General features: G+C 72.6%; 15 protein-coding genes and 2 pseudogenes. 10 read left to right on the forward strand and 7 right to left on the reverse strand.

The window, feature by feature from the left end; all coding sequences use genetic code 11:
- From FHX82_RS16680 to FHX82_RS16695, 4 genes are all read right to left on the reverse strand, one after another.
- A partial coding sequence (locus tag FHX82_RS16680) for a VOC family protein (RefSeq protein ID WP_183176673.1) occupies positions 1-264 on the reverse strand: 264 nt, incomplete at its 3' end.
- A 595-nt stretch (positions 265-859) separates the two neighbouring features.
- On the reverse strand, positions 860-1330 hold the full coding sequence (locus tag FHX82_RS16685) for a hypothetical protein (protein ID WP_145938777.1): 471 nt from the start codon (positions 1328-1330) through the stop codon (positions 860-862).
- 13 nt (positions 1331-1343) lie between these two features.
- Positions 1344-2303: an ABC transporter permease gene (locus tag FHX82_RS16690; protein ID WP_183176674.1), complete on the reverse strand. Its 960-nt coding sequence runs from the start codon at positions 2301-2303 to the stop codon at positions 1344-1346.
- 721 nt (positions 2304-3024) lie between these two features.
- Positions 3025-5844, reverse strand: coding sequence for an alpha/beta fold hydrolase (locus FHX82_RS16695; RefSeq protein ID WP_145938776.1), 2820 nt, complete (start codon positions 5842-5844; stop codon positions 3025-3027).
- A gap of 252 nt (positions 5845-6096) precedes the next feature.
- On the opposite strand from FHX82_RS16695, the gene FHX82_RS16700 reads away from it, so the two are divergent.
- From FHX82_RS16700 to FHX82_RS16710, 3 genes are read left to right on the forward strand one after another with little or no spacing between them, the layout of a single operon-like run.
- Positions 6097-7065, forward strand: a complete 969-nt coding sequence (locus FHX82_RS16700; protein WP_145938775.1) for a TerC family protein — start codon at positions 6097-6099, stop codon at positions 7063-7065.
- A gap of 9 nt (positions 7066-7074) precedes the next feature.
- The gene (locus tag FHX82_RS16705; protein ID WP_145938774.1) at positions 7075-9000 is read left to right on the forward strand and encodes a S9 family peptidase; all 1926 of its coding nucleotides are present in this window, start codon (positions 7075-7077) and stop codon (positions 8998-9000) included.
- 9 nt (positions 9001-9009) lie between these two features.
- Positions 9010-9552 carry a GNAT family N-acetyltransferase gene (locus FHX82_RS16710; RefSeq protein WP_145938773.1) on the forward strand — a complete coding sequence of 181 codons (543 nt, stop codon included), beginning with the start codon at positions 9010-9012 and terminating at the stop codon, positions 9550-9552.
- Here FHX82_RS16710 and FHX82_RS16715 read toward each other — a convergent pair.
- Together FHX82_RS16715 and FHX82_RS16720 are read right to left on the reverse strand one after the other, a co-directional pair.
- Positions 9534-10187: an RES family NAD+ phosphorylase gene (locus FHX82_RS16715; protein ID WP_145938772.1), complete on the reverse strand. Its 654-nt coding sequence runs from the start codon at positions 10185-10187 to the stop codon at positions 9534-9536. The two genes, FHX82_RS16710 and FHX82_RS16715, sit on opposite strands and share 19 nt — an antisense overlap.
- A gap of 17 nt (positions 10188-10204) precedes the next feature.
- On the reverse strand, positions 10205-10789 hold the full coding sequence (locus FHX82_RS16720) for a DNA-binding protein (protein ID WP_145938771.1): 585 nt from the start codon (positions 10787-10789) through the stop codon (positions 10205-10207).
- Between the two features lie 124 nt (positions 10790-10913).
- Between FHX82_RS16720 and FHX82_RS38170 the strand changes: the two are divergent.
- The 4 genes and pseudogenes from FHX82_RS38170 to FHX82_RS16735 form a co-directional block, all read left to right on the forward strand.
- Positions 10914-11423 (forward strand): annotated as a pseudogene (locus FHX82_RS38170) (ATP-binding cassette domain-containing protein); the annotation flags it as partial.
- A 357-nt stretch (positions 11424-11780) separates the two neighbouring features.
- Positions 11781-12485: pseudogene (locus FHX82_RS38175) on the forward strand (ATP-binding cassette domain-containing protein); the annotation flags it as partial.
- A complete protein-coding gene (locus FHX82_RS16730) occupies positions 12482-13501 on the forward strand; it encodes an ABC transporter permease (protein ID WP_145938769.1) in 1020 nt (339 codons plus the stop codon). The pseudogene FHX82_RS38175 and the gene FHX82_RS16730, both read left to right, overlap by 4 nt.
- A 19-nt stretch (positions 13502-13520) precedes the next feature.
- Positions 13521-14510, forward strand: coding sequence for a substrate-binding domain-containing protein (locus tag FHX82_RS16735; RefSeq protein ID WP_145938768.1), 990 nt, complete (start codon positions 13521-13523; stop codon positions 14508-14510).
- Here FHX82_RS16735 and FHX82_RS16740 read toward each other — a convergent pair.
- The gene (locus FHX82_RS16740; RefSeq protein WP_145938767.1) at positions 14494-15483 is read right to left on the reverse strand and encodes a LacI family DNA-binding transcriptional regulator; all 990 of its coding nucleotides are present in this window, start codon (positions 15481-15483) and stop codon (positions 14494-14496) included. The two genes, FHX82_RS16735 and FHX82_RS16740, sit on opposite strands and share 17 nt — an antisense overlap.
- A gap of 89 nt (positions 15484-15572) precedes the next feature.
- Here FHX82_RS16740 and FHX82_RS16745 point away from each other — a divergent pair, with 89 nt between their 5' ends.
- The 3 genes from FHX82_RS16745 to FHX82_RS16755 all read left to right on the forward strand — a co-directional run bounded on the left by FHX82_RS16745 (position 15573) and on the right by FHX82_RS16755 (position 19123).
- Positions 15573-16988 (forward strand): L-fucose/L-arabinose isomerase family protein, encoded by a 1416-nt coding sequence (locus FHX82_RS16745; RefSeq protein WP_145938766.1) that lies wholly within the window; start codon positions 15573-15575, stop codon positions 16986-16988.
- Positions 16981-18480 carry an FGGY-family carbohydrate kinase gene (locus FHX82_RS16750; RefSeq protein ID WP_145938765.1) on the forward strand — a complete coding sequence of 500 codons (1500 nt, stop codon included), beginning with the start codon at positions 16981-16983 and terminating at the stop codon, positions 18478-18480. Before FHX82_RS16745 ends, FHX82_RS16750 begins: the two co-directional genes overlap by 8 nt.
- Before the next feature lie 217 nt (positions 18481-18697).
- A complete protein-coding gene (locus FHX82_RS16755; protein WP_229881490.1) occupies positions 18698-19123 on the forward strand; it encodes an MmpS family transport accessory protein in 426 nt (141 codons plus the stop codon).

Here is a 19123-nt window from a genome sequence, read left to right on the forward strand (position 1 = left end):
GGCCTGCTGCACGTGGCGCAGGGCGAGATCGAGGTCCTTGACCTCCATGGTGTTCGGATAGGCGTTGACGGGTGCGTCGTCGACGGGCGCGGGACCCTGCCGCGGCACCAGCCCGCCGTCGATCCCGGGTCCGTCGCCGGTGCTGATCAGCCAGTACGGGTTGCTGCCCCAGCGCTCGAAGGACCAGTCGAACACCGTCTTGTAGAACGTGATCGCGCGTTCCGGGTCGGTCGCGTGGATCTCGAAGTGGACGGGACGAGGCATGCCGAGCCTCCTCGCCTGCGGGGAAGGGATTGCGCGAGTCTACCGTCCGGCCGCCCACCCGGCAGCAATCTCCACCGTCGAGGCTCGCCCGCCCAGCGGCAAGCTCCGCCAACCTCGCGTGCCCGGCAGAAGCTCCACCGGTCCGGGGTCCCACCACCCGCCAGGCAAGTTCCCCCAATCCCGCCCCGGCAGCAAGCGTCGCTCGTCCCAGCCGCGCGCATGGCAACCTGCACCGGTCCCGGCCGCGCGCCCGGCAGCAATGCCCACCCGTGCCTCCGGCAGCAGGCTTCGCCGGTCCCACCCGCGCCTCCGGCAGCAGGCTTCACCAGTCCCGGCCGCGCGCCCGGCAGCAATGCCCACCCGTGCCTCCGGGGGCAGGCTTCGCCGGTCCCACCCGCGCCGCCGGCAGCAGGCTTCACCAGTCCCGGCCGCGCGCCCGGCAGCAACCTGAACCAATCCCGACCGCCCGCCTGGCAGAAGTTTCACCGGCACGGGCGACGCGCATGGCAGCAAGCTCTGCCAACCCGCCCGGCGTCACCGGGTCCCGGCCACCCGGCAGCAAGCCCCATCAGCTCACTCACCCACCCAGCAACCCTCACCGGGCCTTGAGCCACACCATCGAGAGGTGCTCCCGCTCCACCAGGGCCTCCAGCTCCGCCACCGTGGGCAGCCTGCCGACGTTCACCTTCAACCCGAGCCGTCGCTGGGCCTGTTCCAGTCCCAGCTCCTCGAACCGCTTGGCGTACGTCTCCGCCACCGTGCGCGCGTACTCCACCAGCACCCCGCGCATCGGCGTGGTGCGGCCCTCGAACACGACGTCCACGTCCCGGCCGCCGCGAAAGTTCAGGCGCCACCGGGCACCGGTGAGCACCATCAGCCCGTCGTCCCACCGGTGGGCCGTCGCGGGCACCTCGTACCGCCGCCCGGTCCGGCGCCCGCTGAACCGCAGCACCAGCACCGACCGCCCGATCGGCCCGCCCAGCGGCGTCCGCAGCAACCCCAGCAGCACCGGGTTCAGCAACCGCACCGCGGCGGCCGGCGGCCGCGTCACCGAGACAGCATCCATGGCCGCCAGTATTTCAGCTCGTGATGTCCTTCGTGGCGAATCGGCGAGCCGCGATCAACGCCAGCACCGTCCCGTAGGCCACCGCCGACAGCACACCCGCCGCGATGTTGGCCCAGTCGACGTCCGTCGCGACCAGGTCCAGCCACGCGTAGGAGTAGTGCGTCGGCAGGTAGTTGCGCAGGCTGCCCAGCGCCGTGATCTGGTCCAGGATCTGCGACAGGATCGCCGCCAGCACCGCACCGCCGACCGCGCCCAGCGGCGCGTCCGTCGACACGCTCAGCAGCAGCGCCAGTCCCGCCACCCACGCCAGTTGGATCACGATGTACACCGTCGACACCACGATCACGACCAGGCTCTGCCCGAACGGGATCGCGTCCCCGGTCGGGCTGATCGCGTCGCCCGCGCCGTACCAGATCAGCCCCACCACGAGCGACACCAGCGGCAGCAGCACCAGCGCCAGCACCGACAGCAGCCCCGACGCGATCGCCTTCTGCCGCAACACCCGGTGCCGCGGCACGGGGATCGCCAGCAGGTACTTCAGGCTCGACCACGAAGCCTCGCTCGCGATCGTGTCGCCGAAGAACAACGCGACGATCGTCGGCAGCAGGAACCCGCCCGCCACGAACAGCGCCAGCACCACGAAGTTCGGCGCGCTCGCCGTCGCGAGGTCGACGAACCCGCCCGAACGCCGGTTCGGGCTGGACTGCCCCACCTCGAACGCGATCACCAGGATGAACGGCAGCAGCACCACGAACCCCAGCACGAGCTGCGTGCGCCGGCGGCGGAGCTGGCGCCGCAGCTCCACCCCCAGCCGCAACGTCCGCCCCGCGCGGTACCCGGCGACCGCGCCGTCCGCCCCCGAGGCCACCTGCTCCCGCCGCGCCAGCGCGGTCAGCTCGTCCAGCGCCGCCGGATCGGTGTGCACCCCGGAATCGAGCACCGCGTTCTCGGCGGCGCGATCCTTCCCGGCCATCACGACTCCCTCCCGCACGACCACGGTGACAGCGCGACCCGGCTGCCCAGCGGCGGCATGAACCGGCGGTCGACGGCGGACACCCGCGACACCGGCACGATTCGGTGGTTCGGGGCGGCCACCTGACCCGGTGCCCGCGACAGCGGCAAAGCCCGGCGGCCGGGAACGAACCTTCCGCCGTTCGACGGCGGCCTCGGCGCGGTCCGACACGCAGCGGCGAACACACCGCTGCCCGGTGGCGACCCCGGCGCAGTCCGCGGCCCTGCGGCGGATACACCGCTGCGCGGCCGCGGCATCAGCCTGGTTCGCGGCCCGGCGCCGAACTCCCCGCTGCTCACTCGCGACCCGGGCGCGGTTCGGCAAGCAGCGGTGAACTCCCCGCTGCTTACTCGCGGCCCGGGCGCGGTCCGGCCTGCAGCGGTGAACACACCGTTGCGTGGCCGCGGCATCAGCCTGGTTCGCGGCCCGGCGCCGAACTCCCCGCTGCTCGCTCGCGACCCGGGCGCGGTCCGGGAAGCAGCGGCGAACTTCCCGTTGCTTACTCGCGGCCGGGGCGCGGTCCGGCAAGCAGCGGCGAACTCCCCGCTGCTCGCTCGCGGCCCAGGCGCGGTCCGGGAAGCAACGGCGAACTCCCCGTCACGCATCCGCGACACCGGCACCGTCCCGTGCGCGGCGGTCGAAATCCCGGCGCTCGCGTGTGGCACCTCGCGCCCTCCGGTCATCACGACTCCTCACCCACCAGCCGCAGGAAGGCGTCTTCCAGGCGGCGCCTCGGGCCGGCCTGGTCGACCGCCACACCGGCGCGCACGAGCGCCGCCACGGCTTCCGCTCTCGGCAGGCCGTCCAGGTTGGCGTGCACCAGATCCCCTTCGACGTCCACATCGGACACTCCGCCGACCGAGCGCAGCGCCGCGGCCGCCGCCTCCGGGTCGCCGACCCGGAAAGTCGCCTCGCCGCCCGCCGCCGCGATGTCGCCGACCGGGCCGGACGCCACCAGCGCCCCGCGGTGCATGACCACCACGTGCGTACAGGTCTGCTCCACCTCGGCCAGCAGGTGGCTCGACACCACCACCGTGCGCCCGGTCGCCGCGTACCGCTGCAGCACCTCGCGCATCTGGTGGATCTGCGGCGGGTCCAGCCCGTTGGTCGGTTCGTCGAGCACGAGCAGCTCCGGCAGCCCCAGCATCGCCTGCGCGATCGCGAGCCGCTGCCGCATGCCCTGGCTGTACGTCCGCACCTTCCGGTGCACCGCCGAGCCCAGCCCCGCGATCTCCAGCGCCTCCGCGAAGTGCGCCTGCTCCGCCGGCCGCCCGGTCGCGTCCCAGTACAGCCGCAGGTTCAGCTCACCCGACAGGTGCGGCAGGAACCCCGAACCCTCCACGAACGACCCGATCCGCGACAGCACCGGCGCCCCCGCCGACACCGGATGCCCGAACACCCGGATCTGCCCGGCGGTCGGGGTGATGAGCCCCATCAGCATCCGCAGCGTCGTCGTCTTGCCCGCGCCGTTCGGCCCGAGCAGGCCGAGCACCTGCCCCGGCTCGACGCGGAACGACAGGTCCCGCACCGCGGTGAGCCCGCCGGGATACGCCTTGGTCAGCCCCTCGATCACGAGCGGCACGTCGGACAGCGAAGGATCGGCCCGGTGCGCCCGGCGCCGGCGCAGCGCGGCGATCACCGCCACCACCAGCGCGACGAGCAGGATTCCGAGGATCGCCAACACGGTGCCCAGCGGCCAGCCGGAACCCGCCGCCGTGCCCGGGATGACCGGCACGAACAGCCCGCCGTCGGCGGAGATCTGGTACGCCGCGGGCGCGATCGGCGTCGCGAACGCCTGGTCGGTGGTGGTGACCACGACCTGCAGCGCGTGCCCGGACTCGATCGGCCGCACGATGCCCGCGAGCGTCACGGTGACCTCGGCGGCACCCCCGGGCAGCGGCACGCGGATCGGCGCCACCTGGTTGGCGGGCAGCGTCCGCGTGCCGTCCGGGCTCACGTCGTAGAGCTTCGCGAACAGCACGGCCTCCGGCGCGGTGCCCGCGATGCGCAGCCGCACCGTCGCGGACCCGGCGACCAGCAGCTGCGAGTCGACCGGCGCCGTGGTGAAGCGCGCGGACTGCCCCGGCGGGTCGACGCCGAACAGCCCCGACACCCGCGAGGACCCGGCGAGCCCGTTGAGCCCGGGAATTCCGCTGACCGCGGCGGGCACGCCGCCCGGCGGATTCACCACGGTCTGCTCGCCGCCCCGCAGCGCGAGCGGGTTCCGCTGCGTCGTGTCGCCGGTCAGGCCCGGGTAGTCCGGCGCCGTCACGATCCGCACCGACGGCGAACCCGACGCGCGCAGCGAACCCTGCACGTCGTAGGAGAAGCCGGTGACCGGGTCGCTGCCCTCGCCGGTGAGCTGGAACCACAGCCAGTCGCCGATCTTCGCGCGCAGCTGTGGCCCCGGCTGCCCGCCGTCGTGACCGCCCGCGTACCAGATCTGCTGCACCTTCCCACCCGCCGCGACGATCTGGCGCGCGGTGGCGTCGGACTGGTCGAGCCCGAACAGCGTGTCGTTCTCACCCTGCACGAGCAGCGTCGGCACGGTGATCTTCGAGGTGACCGACGCGGGGGAGACGCGGTGCAGCAGGTCCACGGTCGCCTGCGTGACCCGGCCGGTGGTGGCGAGCTCCGTGTACGCCTGGCAGATCTGCGCGGTGAAGCGGCCGCAAACGTTCGCGGCGGGCGGCAGCTGCACCCGCCCGGGCGCCGCCGCCCCGCCCCCGGAACCGCCGCTGGAGCTGCTGCTGTCGCTGCTCTCCTGACCCGGCTCCGGCGCCTCGGTCGCCGCTTCCGCGCCGGTGCCCGAGCCCGCGGAGAACAACAGCCCCGCCCACGACCGCTTGAAGACCCCGTCCGCGGCGAAGGCTCCCGCGGCCGGAGTGGCGGCCGGGACGGCGTCGGCCCGAGCGGCGTTGGGCACCAGGCCCTGCGCGAGGTCGTTGTACGTGATCACCGGTGAGATGGCGTCGACGCGCTTGTCCGTGCCCGCGAGCAGCAGCGCGAGCGCGCCGCCGTAGGACGCCCCGATCACCCCGACGCGCGGGTCGCCCGGGCCGTCCTGGCGCACGTCGGGCCGCTTCGCCAGGTAGTCGACGAGGCGGGCCGCGTCGGCGACTTCGAGGTCCGGGTCGTCGAGGCCGATCTGCCCCGTGCTGTGCCCGAAGCCGCGCGCGGACCACGTGAGCACCACGAACCCGCGGCGCGCGAGCTCCTGCGCCTGCCCGGTGACGCTGGTCTTGTCGCCGCCGAACCCGTGCGGCAGCAGCACGGCCGGGGCCGGGGTGCGCGCCGGCAGGTACAGGGTGGTGTCCAGGTGCACCTGCGTGGCGGCGCCGGGCGCGGCGGGCACGTCGAGCACGGCGTCCTGGCTCGCGACGGGCGCGGCGTCGTTCCCGGCGCGGGCCCAGACGATCCCGGCGGCGGCGAGCAGCACCACGACCACACCCAGGGTCACGAGCCGGCCACGGCGGGTGTGCGGTAGCGGAATACGGGGCACCCCGAAACCGTAGGTGAAGTTTCCTGAGAACGGACGAGAGCGGTCCCCGATCCCGGTGATGAGGCTTACCTAAGCTGGCCCGCCGGCCTGACATCGGACATGATGGACAGGACGTGGAGGGGAGTATTCCTTCGCGGCGGTGTCGTCAGCACGGCGGTCCTGCGGGACACCCGGCGCCGTCGGCCGGTCCTCGGACCGGCGGAAGAGACCTCCGGCTAGCTGCTGTGCGCGCTAACCGGAGGTATTGCGTAAATGACTGTCCCCGTGTGGCTGTGGCTCGCGACCGTGGCGGGTCTGCTTCTCCTCATCGCGATCGACCTGGTGATCGTCGATACCAAGCCCCACGAGGTGACCACCCGCGAAGCCGCGAAGTGGGTCGTGTTCTACGTGGCCTGCGCGGTTCTGTTCGGGGCCGGGGTCTGGTTCTTCGCCGGGCACGATCCGGGGGTCGAGTTCTTCACCGGGTACCTCACCGAGTACTCGCTCTCGGTGGACAACCTGTTCATCTTCATGGTGATCATGGCGTCGTTCAAGGTGCCGCTGATCCACCAGCACCGCGTCCTGCTCGTCGGGATCCTGCTCGCGCTCGCCATGCGCAGCGTGTTCATCGCGATCGGCGCGGCGCTCATCGCCCAGTTCGTGTGGGTGTTCTTCCTCTTCGGCGCGGTCCTGCTGTGGACCGCGGTGAGCATGCTCCGCGGCGACGACGAGAAGGAGGAGTACCACGAGAATGTCCTCACGCGGTGGGTGCGCAAGATCTACCCGGTGAGCGACGACTTCGACGGGCACAAGATGTTCGTCAAGCGCGAGGGACGGCGGCACATCACGCCGATGTTCCTGGTGATCGTCGCCATCGGCAGCGCCGACCTGCTGTTCGCGGTCGACTCGATCCCCGCGATCTTCGGCATCACGCAGGAGGCGTTCCTGGTCTTCACCGCCAACGCCTTCGCGCTGATGGGCCTGCGGCAGCTGTTCTTCCTGCTCGGCGGGCTGGTCAACAAGCTCGTGTACCTGACCTACGGGCTCGCGGTGATCCTCGCGTTCATCGGCCTGAAGCTGGTGGTGCACGCGCTGCACGAGTACCACGTGGCGCCGGACTGGCTGGACATCAACAACTGGATCTCGCTCGGCGTGATCGTGGTGGTGCTGACGATCACCACGGTCGCGAGCCTGCTCAAGAGCAGGCGTGACGCTGCGGTGGAGCAACCGAGCGAACGGTAACCTCGGCGAATGCGTCCCACCGACATCGACCTTCTCACCACCCCCGGCGCGCCGGCCCTGCACGGGGACCTGCTGCTCACGGGAGTCTCCGCCCCGCACGCCGAAGGCAACACCTATCGCGGCGCACTGTGGCGGATCGGCCTCGACGGCGAGGCCCGCCAGTGGACCCACGGCGAGCGCGACTCCGCTCCGGCTGTTTCGCCCGACGGGCGCTGGGTCGCTTTCCTTCGAGCGGAAGCGAAGGCGAGCCCGCAGCTGCACGTGATCGCCGTCGACGGCGGGGACGCCCGTCGGCTGACCGACCTGCCGCTCGGCGCCGGGCAGCCGGTGTGGGCGCCGGACTCGCGCCGGATCGCTTTCACCGCAAGGATTCCCGAGCCGGGCCGCTACGGCGTGCCGACGGAGGACGGGGAGAAGCTCGAACCGGCCGAGGAGGCGCCGCGGCGGATCACGCGGTTCGACTACCGCATCGACGACATCGGCTTCCTGCGTGACCGCCCGGAGCGGTTGTTCGTCGTCGACGTCACGGAACCCGCGGGAGATCTTGTGCCGCTGACCGACGACCGGGTGGACGTGTCCGGGCCGGTATGGACCCCGGACGGTGAGCGGATCCTCGTGATCGCCCAGCGTGAATGGGGTGCCGCGGAAACCGAGGAGACCGACCTCTACGCCGTGCCCGCCGGCGGCGGCGAGCCCGTGCTGGTCGTGCGCAGCAAGGGCGGTGTCGAGAACGCCGCCGTCACCGGGGACGGCACGGTGTGGTTCATCGGCGCGGAGTACACGTGGCCGTATGGCGAAGCGCGCAACCCGGGCTTGTGGGCGGCGAAGCTGTCCGACGAGCCCGCGACGCCGCGCCGCCTGACCGACGCCGAGACCGTGCACGTCGTCTCCGGCGCCGGAGCGCCCGCGGTGCTCGGTGACCAGCTGCTCGTCGCGGTGCTCAACCGCGGCGCGGTGGAGCTGCGGGCGGTGCCGCGCGACGCGGAGGAGGCGCCGCTGGACAAGCTCGCCGTCCTCGCGGGCGAGCGGGCGGCCGTGCGGTCGTTCATCGTCGACGGCGGCCGGGTCGCCGCCGTGGTGGCGCGCCCGGACAGCGCCGGGGACGTGGTGCTGATCGAGGGCGATGCGCAGCGCACGCTCACCGACTTCTCGAAACCGTTGCGGGAGCGGGGAATCCGGCCGCTGGAGGAGCTCACCGCGACGGCGCCCGACGGTTACCCGGTGCACGGCTGGCTGGTCCGGCCCGAAGGCGAGGGCCCGCACCCGGTGCTGCTGGTGGTGCACGGCGGCCCGTTCGCCGCCTACGACTGGGGCCTGTTCGACGAGGCCCAGGTGTACGCGGCGGCGGGCTACGCGGTGGTGCTGGGCAACCCGCGCGGGTCGGCGGGCTACGGGCAAAGCCACGGCCGGGCGATCGTGCGCGCGTTCGGCACCGTCGACGCCGACGACCTGCTGGCCCTGCTGGACTCCGCGCTGGAGCGGCCGGGGCTCGACTCGTCCCGGGTCGGTGTGATGGGCGGCTCCTACGGCGGGTTCATGACCACCTGGCTGGCGGCGCACCACGGCGAGCGCTTCCGCGCGGCGTGGAGCGAGCGTGCCGTCAACGCCTGGGACTCGATGGTCGGCAGCTCCGACATCGGCTGGTCCTTCGTCGACGCCTACATCGGCGACGACCTGCAGGAGCAGCTCAACCGCAGCCCGCTGACCTACGCCGACCGCATCCGGATCCCGTTCGCCGTGGTGCACTCCGAGCACGACTGGCGTTGCCCGGTCGAGCAGGCGCAACGGCTGTACGTGGCGCTCAAGCGCGCCGGGGCCGACGTCGAGATGCTGCTGTTCCCCGGCGAGGGGCACGAGCTGAGCCGGTCCGGCAGGCCGCGGCACCGGATCCAGCGGTTCGAGGCCGTGCTCGGCTGGTGGGCCCGCCACCTGTAGGAACCCGGGATGAAGTGGACGGTGCGGCGCGCCGTGCCCGCGGACGCGGGGCGCATCGCCGAGATCAACATCGAGGGCTGGCGCGCCGCGTACCGCGGTCTCCTGCCGGACTCCTACCTCGACGGGATGCGGTACGAGACGCTGCGCGAGCGGTGGAGCACCGGTCTGCGCAGCTACACCGAGCCGGCGGCGATGTTCGTCGCCGTCGGCCCGGACCCGGTGGTCCGCGCGTACGCGTTCGTCAGCGCCGCGCGCCAGGAGACCGACCGGCACCCGAACCTGCCGACCGGTGAGCTGTGCGCGATCTACGCCGACCCGCGGTGGCGCGGCACGGGCGCGGGTTTCGCGGTGCACCAGGCGGCGCTGGGCCACCTCGCCGCGCACGGCTACCGCCATGCGGTGCTGTGGGTGCTGGCGGGCAACGCCCCTGCGCGGCGGTTCTACGAGGCGCGGGGCTGGAAGTGCGACGACGTGCTGCAGGACCTGCCGCTGGGCGGAGAGCCGATTCCGGAGGTGCGGTACTCGCGGGGGCTTCAGGAGAGCAGGACGTAGTTGAGCTGCTCGCAGACGCGCCCCAGCGGGATGTCCAGTCCGGGGTGGTCCAGCGGCAGCAGCACGTCGGGCTCGGTGGGCAGCGCCTCGCCCGCCGGCGGGTCCCACAGGCACACCGCGGGGCCGCCGCCGTCCATCGACGAGCGGTACCACAGGCCGTCGAGGTCGTCGAACACGTCGCGGATCGCGCGTGCCCACGCCTGCGTGATCTTCTTGGGACCACTGGAGATCTCCTGCGAAGCCCCGGCGCGGGTCGGCCACAGGCCGGACAGGTCGAGCAGCCGCAGCGTGCGCGTCGGGTGCGCGATCACCAGGTAGGGCTTCTTCGTGTGCCGGTCCACAATGGACGACTCCTGGAACACCTCGGCGACGCTCGTGCGCACCGAAAGCCCGTAGTACGCCACGCCGTTGCCCGGGTCGTGCACCGGCGCGCCGCCGTGGCCGGGGTGCTGCGGGTCGAACCGGCCGTGCGGCAGGGGACCGTTGTGCCGGAAGGAGTGCCACTGCTGCGGGTGGTGGCCGCCGGTGCTGAAGATGCGCACCAGCCGGGTGGCGGGGTGCACCGCCACCACGTCTTCGTCGTGGAGCGCGCCGACCAGCGTCGCGCGGTCGGGCGGCAGGGGGAGCCGGGCCATCGGGTCGGGCTACCGCCTCAGAACGCGGTGCCGAGCGTGGCCGCGAGCGCGGCCACCGGCCGCGGGTCGCCGCCGGCGAGCAGCCACTGCACGGGGCTGACCGGCTCGTTCGCCACGGTCAGGTCGGACTGGGGACGGGTCATGAACGCGGCCACCACGAGCGCGGGCTCGTCGCCGGGCACGGCCGCGAGCACGGCGTCGAGGCCCGGCAGCACGCCGTCCTCGGTGAACTGCCACGCGGGCAGCCGCCAGCCACCCTGATCCTTCCAGCCGGACAGCCGCCGGTCGGCGAGCCGGTGCCGGACGCGGCTGGGGTCGACGCCGAGCCGTTTCGCGGCGGCGCCGACGGAGAGCGCGGACTCGGCCAGCACGGCCTGCGCGGCCACGGCGCGCGCCCGGTAGTCGGGCTCGTCCTCGTGGTACGGCGAGAGGTCGAGGCCGGCCTCGGCGAGCGCCCGCCGCTCGCGGTCGTCGAAGAACTGGGCGGGCTCGGGGTTCGGCGGGGCGAGGCGGCGCGCCTCGTCCTCGACCAGCGTCAGGAACTCCGCCGCGTCGATGCGCAGTCCCGCGCGGGCGAGAACGTCCTCCAAGGCGAGCGTCACGGCTTCAGCGTAGCGCAGGCGTGCGCCTTCGTGCGCGGGCCGGAAGAACTCGCTTGACACGTGTCCTGGGTCACTCTAGCGTCGCAGTAATCGATTTCTCGCCGAGGCTGCCGAGGAGGTGGGGATGGACGGCGACGTCGCCCCGCTGGCCGGGCTGACGGGGATCAGCAAGTCCTTCGGCGGGGCGCAGGCCGTCCGCGAGGTGGACTTCACCCTGCGCGCCGGGGAGGTCCACGCGCTGCTGGGGGAGAACGGCGCCGGGAAGTCGACGCTGATGAAGGTGCTCTCGGGCGAGCTGACCCCCGACTCCGGGGAGATCCGGATCGAGGGCGCGCCGGTCCGCCTCTCCGGGCCCGGGGACGCCCAGCGGGCCGGTATCGCGATGATCCACCAGGAGCTGGACCTCGTGCCCGCGCTGTCGGTGGCGGAGAACGTCTTCCTCGGCCGCGAGCCCAGGACCAGGCTCGGCACGGTCGACCGGCGGCGGATGGTGCGCGACACCGCCCGGCTGCTGGAGCGCGCGGGGGTCGGCTTCGACCCGCGGCGGCCGGTGGAGCAGCTGCGCACCGGCGAGCAGCAGCTGGTCGTCATCGTCAAGGCGCTGTCGCTCGACGCCCGGATCCTGATCATGGACGAGCCGACGTCCGCGTTGTCCGCGCCCGAGGTCGAGCGGCTGCTGGAGGTGATCGGCGAGCTGCGGCGCGCGGGTGCCGGGATCGTCTACATCTCCCACCGGATGGAGGAGATCGGCCGCGTCGCCGACCGTGCCACGGTGCTGCGCAACGGGCGCGTCGTGGCGGAGTTCGACGCGCGGTCGATGACGGCGGCACAGGCGTCCGAGGCGATGGTCGGGCGGCCGGTGCACCTGATGTTCCGCACCGCAGGGGAAACCGCCGCGGCGGCGGGGGAGGAGCTGCTGCGGGTCGAGGGCCTGGCGGTGCGGACCCGCAGGCCCCGGCCGGGGCGCAGGGACCCGGCCGGGGTCAGCCTGCGGGTCGGCAAGGGGGAGATCGTCGGGCTCGCCGGGCTGCTCGGCGCCGGGCGGACGGAGCTGCTGGAAACGCTGTACGGCGCGGGCACCAAGGGGACCTGGCAGGGGAAGGTCCTGTTGGACGGCAAGGAGATCCGGCCGCGTTCACCGCGGCGCGCGCTGTGGCTGGGCATGGCCTTCGTGCCCGAGGACCGGCGGATCTCCGGGCTCGCGCTGGAGCACTCGGTGCTGGCCAACACGGTGCTGTCCATTGTGGACAGGATCGCCCGGCTGGGCTGGGTGCCGCGGCGGCGCGAACAGCAGGCGGCACGAGCTTCCGTGGACCGGCTGGGGGTGAAGCTCGCGTCGCTGCGCGGTCCGGCCGGCGCGCTGTCCGGCGGCAACCAGCAGAAGGTGGTGCTCGGACGCGGCCTGCTCACCGAGCCCCGCCTGCTGCTGCTCGACGAGCCGACCCGCGGCGTGGACGTGGGCGCCAAGGCCGAGATCTACCGGCTGCTCGGCGAGGCGGCGGCGCAGGGCGTGGGCGTGCTGCTGGCCTCGTCCGAGCCCGCCGAGCTGATCGGCGTCTGCCACCGGGTGGTCGTGCTGCAGGGCGGGCGCACGGTGCGGGAGCTGGACACCGCGGCGATCTCCGAGGCGGACCTGCTGGCGGCGGCGATGGGGCAGGGCGCACTGGAGGACCTGGTGGCAGGGGGTACGCGATGACGGCGGAGCTCACGGGAGTGCCCGCGCGGCGCCACGACGTACTGGCGGCGGTGTTCCGGTTCCAGAGCCTGTTCGGGCTGGTGCTGGTGTTCCTCGCGGCCGTCGTGTACTCGCCGAGCAAGAACGGGCACCTGCTGTTCCTCGACTCCGGCAACCTGTTCAACGTCGTGCGGTCGATCTCCGAGATCGGCATCCTCGCGGTGGGGATGACGCTGGTCATCCTCATCGGCGGGATCGACCTGTCGGTCGGGTCGGTGCTCGGCCTCGCCAGCGTCGGCTCGGCGGTGCTGCTGGTGAACAACGACCTCGGTGTCGTCCCGGTGGTGCTCGCCGTGCTCGCGATCGGGCTCGGTTTCGGGCTGCTGCAAGGGATCGCGGTCTCGCAGTTCAAGATCCAGGCGTTCATCGTGACGCTGGCGGGGATGCAGATCGCCCGCGGGCTCGCGCGGATCTGGTCCGGCGGGCAGGGCATCACGATCACCTACGGCGACGCGCCCGGGCAGGCGCCGGTGGTGTTCTCGCTGCTGGGCGAGCGCACCTTCGACGGCGTGGTCCCGATCCCGGCGCTGATCTTCGTCGTGGTCGCCGCGCTGGCGGTGCTGCTGCTGCGGGTCAGCGCGTTCTCCCGGCACGTCTACGCGATCGGCGGCAACGAGAAGGCCGCGCGGCTGTCGGGTGTGCCCGTGCGGCGGGTGAAGATCGTGGTGTTCGGTGTCTGCGGGCTGCTCGCGGCGCTCGCCGGCATCGTGCACGCCGGGCAGCTCAACTTCGGCGGGCCGAACGACGGCGCGATGTACGAGCTGGACGCGATCGCCGCGGTGGTGATCGGCGGCACCAGCCTGTCCGGCGGCCGCGGTTCGGTGGTCGGCACGGTCGCCGGCGCGCTGCTGGTCGGCGTGCTGCGCAACATCCTGGCGCTCAACAACGTGGACTCCAACGTCCAGCTGCTGGTCATCGGACTGGTGATCGTCCTCGCCGCGGGCCTGCAGCGCCTGCGGCCCGCCTCGGTTTCCTGAACAACGAGATGGGGTTGGTATGACAAGGAAGTCAGCCATCGTCCTCGGCGCCTGCGTCGTGCTGGCCGCCTGCGGGACGACGCACGAGAACACCGGTGCGGGCGGCCCGAGCTCACCGGGCAAGTGTGGTGGTCCGGGGGGCAGCTACACGATCGGCATGAGCCAGGCCAACGTCGCCGAGCCCTACCGGCAGCGGATGGACGACGACATCCGCGCGGCGGCCGCTGCCGTGCCGCAGTTCAAGGTCAACTTCGCCGACGCGGCGCAGGACAACTCCAAGCAGGTCGAGCAGGTCGACAACTTCGTGACGCAGCAGGTGGACCTGCTGATCATCAGCCCGAACGAGGCGACCCCGCTCACCGCGCCGGTGAAACGCGCCTACGACAAGGGAATTCCGGTGCTGGTGCTGGACCGCAAGGTCGACGGCGACGCCTACACCGAGTTCATCGGCGCGGACAACGTCGACATCGGCAGGCAGGCCGGGCAGTACTTCGCGAAGACGCTGCTGCCGCACGGCGGCAAGATCGCCGAGATCCGCGGGCTCGCGGGCTCGACACCGGCGAAGGAGCGCGGCGACGGGTTCGCGCAGGGCATCCAGGGCAGCGGTATCGACATCGTGGCCACGCAGGACGGCGACTGGCTGCGGGACAAGGGACAGCAGCAGGCGGACGCGATCCTCAAGGCGCACCCGGAGATCCAGGCGATCTACTCGCAGAACGACCCGATGGCCGAGGGCGCGCGGATCGCGGCGCAGAACGCCGGGCGCGCCGACCTGCCGATCACCGGTATCGACGGGTTGCCGATCGAGTCCGGCGGCATCAAGGCCGTCGAGGCCGGACGGCTGTCGGCGACCTTCATCTACCCCACCGGGGGCAAGGAGGCGATCGACGCGGCGAAGAAGCTGCTGATCGACTGCCAGCAGGTGCCCAAGACCCAGACCCTGAGCACGCAGCTGGTCACCAAGGACAACGCCGCCCAGGTGTACGCCAAGCTCAACGAGGGGAAGTAGCGCGCTGGGTGCTGCCGCGTTCGATGAGCCGGGCCTCGAGCATGGTCGCGGCCGGGGGCAGCGACGGCTCCGCGATCCGCGCGAGCAGCAGGCGTGCGGCCGCGGCGCCGATCTCGTAGGCCGGCTGGGCGACCACCGTGAGCGGCGGGTCGATGAGCGTCGCCCACGGGACGTCGTCGAACGCCACCACGCCGACGTCCCGGCCGAGCCGCAGCCCCGCCTCGCCGAGCGCCTCCAGCACGCCGATCGCCATCGCGCTGTTGGCCACCAGCAGCGCGTCCGGCGACTCGGCGAGCAGCGCCTCGGTCGCCTGCCTGCCGCCGGACGCGCGGTACTCGCCGCGCCGCTCCAGCCGCAGGTCCCGGCCCGCGGCGTCGAGCGCGTCGCGGTAGCCGGCGAGGCGGTCGTCGGCCGTGCGGATGCCGGCCGGGCCCGTGACGCAGCCGATCCGCCGGTAGCCCGCGCCGATGAGGTGCTCGGTGGCCTGCCGCGCGGCGAGCCGCGAGTCCACGAGCACCTGGTCGCATTCGGTCAGCGGGCGGTCGACCGCGACGAGCGGGGTGCCGCGGTGGCGGAGCCGTTCGACGCTGGAGGAGACGTCGGTGGGGGAGAGCACCACGCCCGCCACCCGCTCCTGCAGCGCGACGTCGATGTAGCGCTGTTCCTTGTCGGCGTTCTCGTCGGAGTTGCACAGCACCACGGAGTAGCCCGCGGTCTGGGCCACGTCCTCGACCCCGCGCGCGATGGACGTGAAGAACGGGTTCTCCACGTCGGAGATGATCAGCGCCAGCACCGCCGTCTCCTGCCGCCGCAGGTTCCTGGCCAGGCCGTTGGGGTGGTAGCCGAGCTCCTCGGCCGCGGCGCGCACGCGCGCCACCAGCGCCGGGTCCACTGTGGACTTCCCGTTGAGGGCTCTCGACACGGTCGCCGTGGAGACGCCCGCCTGCCTGGCGACGTCGCTGATGGTCGCCACGGCGACCCCTCCCTTCCCGGCGCCCTTGACAGCGCCGTCCGCGAAAGCATAGCGTCCCGAGTAATCGATTACCCGCATCAGGAGGCAGCGTGGCCCGCATCGGCGTAGTCAGCATTTCCGACGGGCGTGACCATGTGCACGCCCGCAACGCCGGTTTCATCCAGTCCAAACAGGACGCTCTGGTCCGCTCGCTCGTCGCGGCGGGCCACGACGTGGTGCCGGGGCCGGACCTGGTGTCCAGCAACGTCCTCGCGACGTCCGTGGCGCGGGAGGTGGCCGCCGCGGACGTCGACGTCACCGTCTTCTACTACGCGGTGTGGAGCTTCCCGCACTTCACGATGCTCGCCGCGGACGCCACGCGCAGCCCGCTGGTCCTGGTCGCCAGCACCGACCCGACGGAGCCGGGGCTCGTCGGCATGCTCGCCGCGGGCGGGGCGCTCGACCAGATCGGGCGCACGCACACCCGGTTGTGGGGCGCGCCCGACGAGGCCGAGCTGGTCGAGAAGATCGGCGCACAGGCTCGTGCCGCCGGTGCCGTCGCATCGCTGCGCGGCTCCACGTTCGGCCGCTTCGGTGGCCGCCCGATGGGCATGAACACCGCCGTCGCCAACACCGACCAGTGGATGCGCCAGTTCGGCGTCGACGTCGAGGAGATCGACCAGTACGAGCTGGTCCGCCGCGCGGAGCTGGCCGACGCGGGCGAGGCCGCCAAGGCGCGGGAGTGGATCGAGGCGCACGCGGCGGGCGTGCACTACGACGGCAAGAAGCTCACCCCGGAGCTGCTGGAGCGGCAGATCCGCTCGTACCTCGCGATCCGCGACATCATCGCCGAGCGCGGGCTGGACTTCTCCGGCATCAAGGGCCAGCCCGAGCTGACCGAGCACTTCGCGACCATGGACGTCACCGAGGCGTTCCTCAACGACCCGTACGACTGGAACGGGCCGAAGGACGTGCACGTCACCGCCACCGAGGCGGACATGGACGGCGCGCTCACCATGCAGCTGTTCCACCGGATCTCCGGCACGCCGGTGCTGTTCGCCGACGTCCGGCACTACCACGCCGACCGCGACATCTGGGACCTGTGCAACTCCGGCCAGCACGCCACCTGGTTCGCCGCCCGCAGCGACGACCCGGCGGAGAACCTGGCGAAGGTGCACTTCTACCCCGAGGTGTTCTTCTTCCCCGCGGGCGGCGCGTCGGTGCAGCACATCGCGGCGCCCGGGCAGATGACGCTGGGCAGGCTCACCCGCGAGTCCGGCGAGTACCGGCTGCAGCTGATGCTCGGCGAGTTCGAAAGCTACGACGACGCCACGAACACCGAGCTGGTGAACCAGTCCACCCCCGAGTGGCCACACGCGTTCGCACGCCTCGACGTGCCCGGCGAGACGTTCCTGTCGAAGTTCGGGGCCAACCACATCCACGCCGTGCCCGGCGACGTCCGCGCCGAGCTGCGCGCCGCCGCCGCGCTGCTGGGCGTCCGGCTCGACGAGTGGACCCGTGGCTGAGCGCGGGCTGCTGCTCGGCATCGACATCGGGACGGCCAGCTCGAAGGGCGTCCTCGTCACGCCGCGCGGCGAGATCGTCGCCCGCGCCTCCCGCGCGCACAGCACGTCGTACCCGCACCCGGGCTGGGTCGAGCACGACGCGGAATCCGTGTGGTGGCAGGACTTCGTGTGGTTGTGCCGGGAACTGACTTCGGAGGGCCGGTCCTTGGCGGGCCTGGCGGTCAGTGGCATCGGTCCCGTGCTGCTGCCCGCGGACGGCGGGGGAAAGCCGTTGCGGCCCGCGATCCTGTACGGCGTCGACACGCGGGCGCAGCGGGAAATCGAAGAGCTGACGGAGGAACTGGGCGCGGACGCGATCCTGGAGCGTGCGGGCACGGCCCTCTCGTCCCAGGCGGTCGGCCCGAAGTGGCGGTGGCTCGCGCGGCACGAGCCGGAGGTGTTCGAGCGCACGAAGCTGTTCCTCATGGCCAGCTCGTACCTCGTGCACCGGCTCACCGGGGAGTACGTGCTCGACCACCACTCGGCGAGCCAGTGCGACCCGATGTACGACCTGCGTGCGGGCGGGTGGGCGGCGGACTGGGCGGAGCGCGTCGCGCCCGGCGTCGAGCTGCCGCGGCTGCTGTGGCCGACGGAGGTCGCGGGCACGGTCACCGCCGCGGCAGCCGAGGAAACCGGTCTGCCGCAAGGGCTTCCGGTCACCGCGGGCACCGTCGACGCGTGGGCCGAGGCCGCCAGCGTCGGCGTGGCCGACCCGGGCGACACGATGGTCATGTACGGCACCACGATGTTCCTCGTCCAGGTGCTCGCGGATCCCCGGCCGCACCAGGGGTTGTGGACCACGTGCGGCGCGTTCCCCGGCACGTACTCGCTCGCCGCGGGCATGGCGACGTCGGGGGCGATCACCGAGTGGCTGCGCAAGCTCGTCGGCGGCGACTTCGCGGACCTGGTGCGGCAGGCGGCGGCCGTGCCCGCGGGCAGCCGGGGTTTGTTGCTGCTGCCGTACTTCGCGGGCGAGCGCACGCCGCTGTTCGACCCGGACGCCCGCGGCGTGATCGCCGGGCTGACCACGGGGCACGGGCTGGGCGAGCTGTACCGGGCGGCGCTGGAGGGCATCGCGTACGGGGTGCGGCACAACCTCGAAGCGATGCACGCGTCCGGCGGCGAGGCGCGGCGGCTGGTCGCCGTCGGCGGCGGCACGCAGGGCGGGCTGTGGACGCAGATCGTCAGCGACGTCACGGGCAGTGAGCAGCAGGTGCCGGCCGAGACCATCGGCGCGGCGCTCGGGGACGCCGTGCTGGCCGCGGTCGCGATCGGCCTGGAGCCCGACGCGGGGAAGTGGAACCCGGTGTCGGCCACCGTGCGGCCCGACGAGTCGCGCGGAGCCGTGTACGAGGAGTTCTACGCCCACTACCGAGGGTTGTATCCGTCCACAAAGGACACGATGCACTTCCTCGCGGATCGTCAGCAGGCCGCCGACCGGGGCGTTCCGTGAGCGTGCGATCACGAAGCGACAGCGCGAGCTCCGTGTGCCTACCCCGTCCGAGTGAAAAGAGACACCTGGTCGTCACGTGGGTAACGATTCGTACTCTTCTCCCGAGTAGTAGTTGACGCGCTTGGCGGAAGCGCGGTGAGTCGAGAGAAGACCTGCCATGGGTGTAGTCCCCGCGGTAGGCCCCGCGTCCAGGCGGAGGCTGAGGTCCGGAACGGTCGTGCTGCTGGCCGGGCTCGGAGTCGTGCTGGCGGTCGGGGTCGTCTCGGTGCTGGTGGCGGTCCAGCGCCCCGGCGCGCCGGCGCCGTCGACGTTCACCGGCCCCGAGGTGCCTGCCGCGCCACCGGTGGCTACGGCCGTCACGCATGTGGTGACGTACGAGCTGACCGGCAAGGGGACCGCGCGGAACATCACCTACGTCGGCCAGGGGGCGGACATCGAGCAGGTCCCGCAGGCGACCGCGCCGTGGTCCACGACGGTGCGGCACACGGGTGCCGCGGGCGGCAGCGAGTACTTCAGCCTGACGGCGCAGAACGCCGGCCCGGGCAGCCTCGGCTGCCGCATCTGGGTCGACGGCACGCCGGTGAGCACGTCGTCGGTGGACGCTCCGCAGGGCATGGTCCGCTGCTCGAAGTCACTGAGCTGA

Origin of the sequence: Amycolatopsis bartoniae, assembly GCF_014191255.1 — a bacterium.
In the GTDB taxonomy this organism is placed as follows: domain Bacteria; phylum Actinomycetota; class Actinomycetes; order Mycobacteriales; family Pseudonocardiaceae; genus Amycolatopsis_E; species Amycolatopsis_E bartoniae.

Coding starts and splice junctions, on each gene's coding strand:
- FHX82_RS16730 (WP_145938769.1), top strand. CDS start 12,482: ATGACGGCGGAGCTCACGGGAGTGCCCGCGCGGCGCCACGACGTACTG.
- FHX82_RS16710 (WP_145938773.1), top strand. CDS start 9,010: ATGAAGTGGACGGTGCGGCGCGCCGTGCCCGCGGACGCGGGGCGCATC.
- FHX82_RS16705 (WP_145938774.1), top strand. CDS start 7,075: ATGCGTCCCACCGACATCGACCTTCTCACCACCCCCGGCGCGCCGGCC.
- FHX82_RS16690 (WP_183176674.1), bottom strand. CDS start 2,303: ATGGCCGGGAAGGATCGCGCCGCCGAGAACGCGGTGCTCGATTCCGGG.
- FHX82_RS16685 (WP_145938777.1), bottom strand. CDS start 1,330: ATGGATGCTGTCTCGGTGACGCGGCCGCCGGCCGCCGCGGTGCGGTTG.
- FHX82_RS16700 (WP_145938775.1), top strand. CDS start 6,097: ATGACTGTCCCCGTGTGGCTGTGGCTCGCGACCGTGGCGGGTCTGCTT.
- FHX82_RS16715 (WP_145938772.1), bottom strand. CDS start 10,187: ATGGCCCGGCTCCCCCTGCCGCCCGACCGCGCGACGCTGGTCGGCGCG.
- FHX82_RS16735 (WP_145938768.1), top strand. CDS start 13,521: ATGACAAGGAAGTCAGCCATCGTCCTCGGCGCCTGCGTCGTGCTGGCC.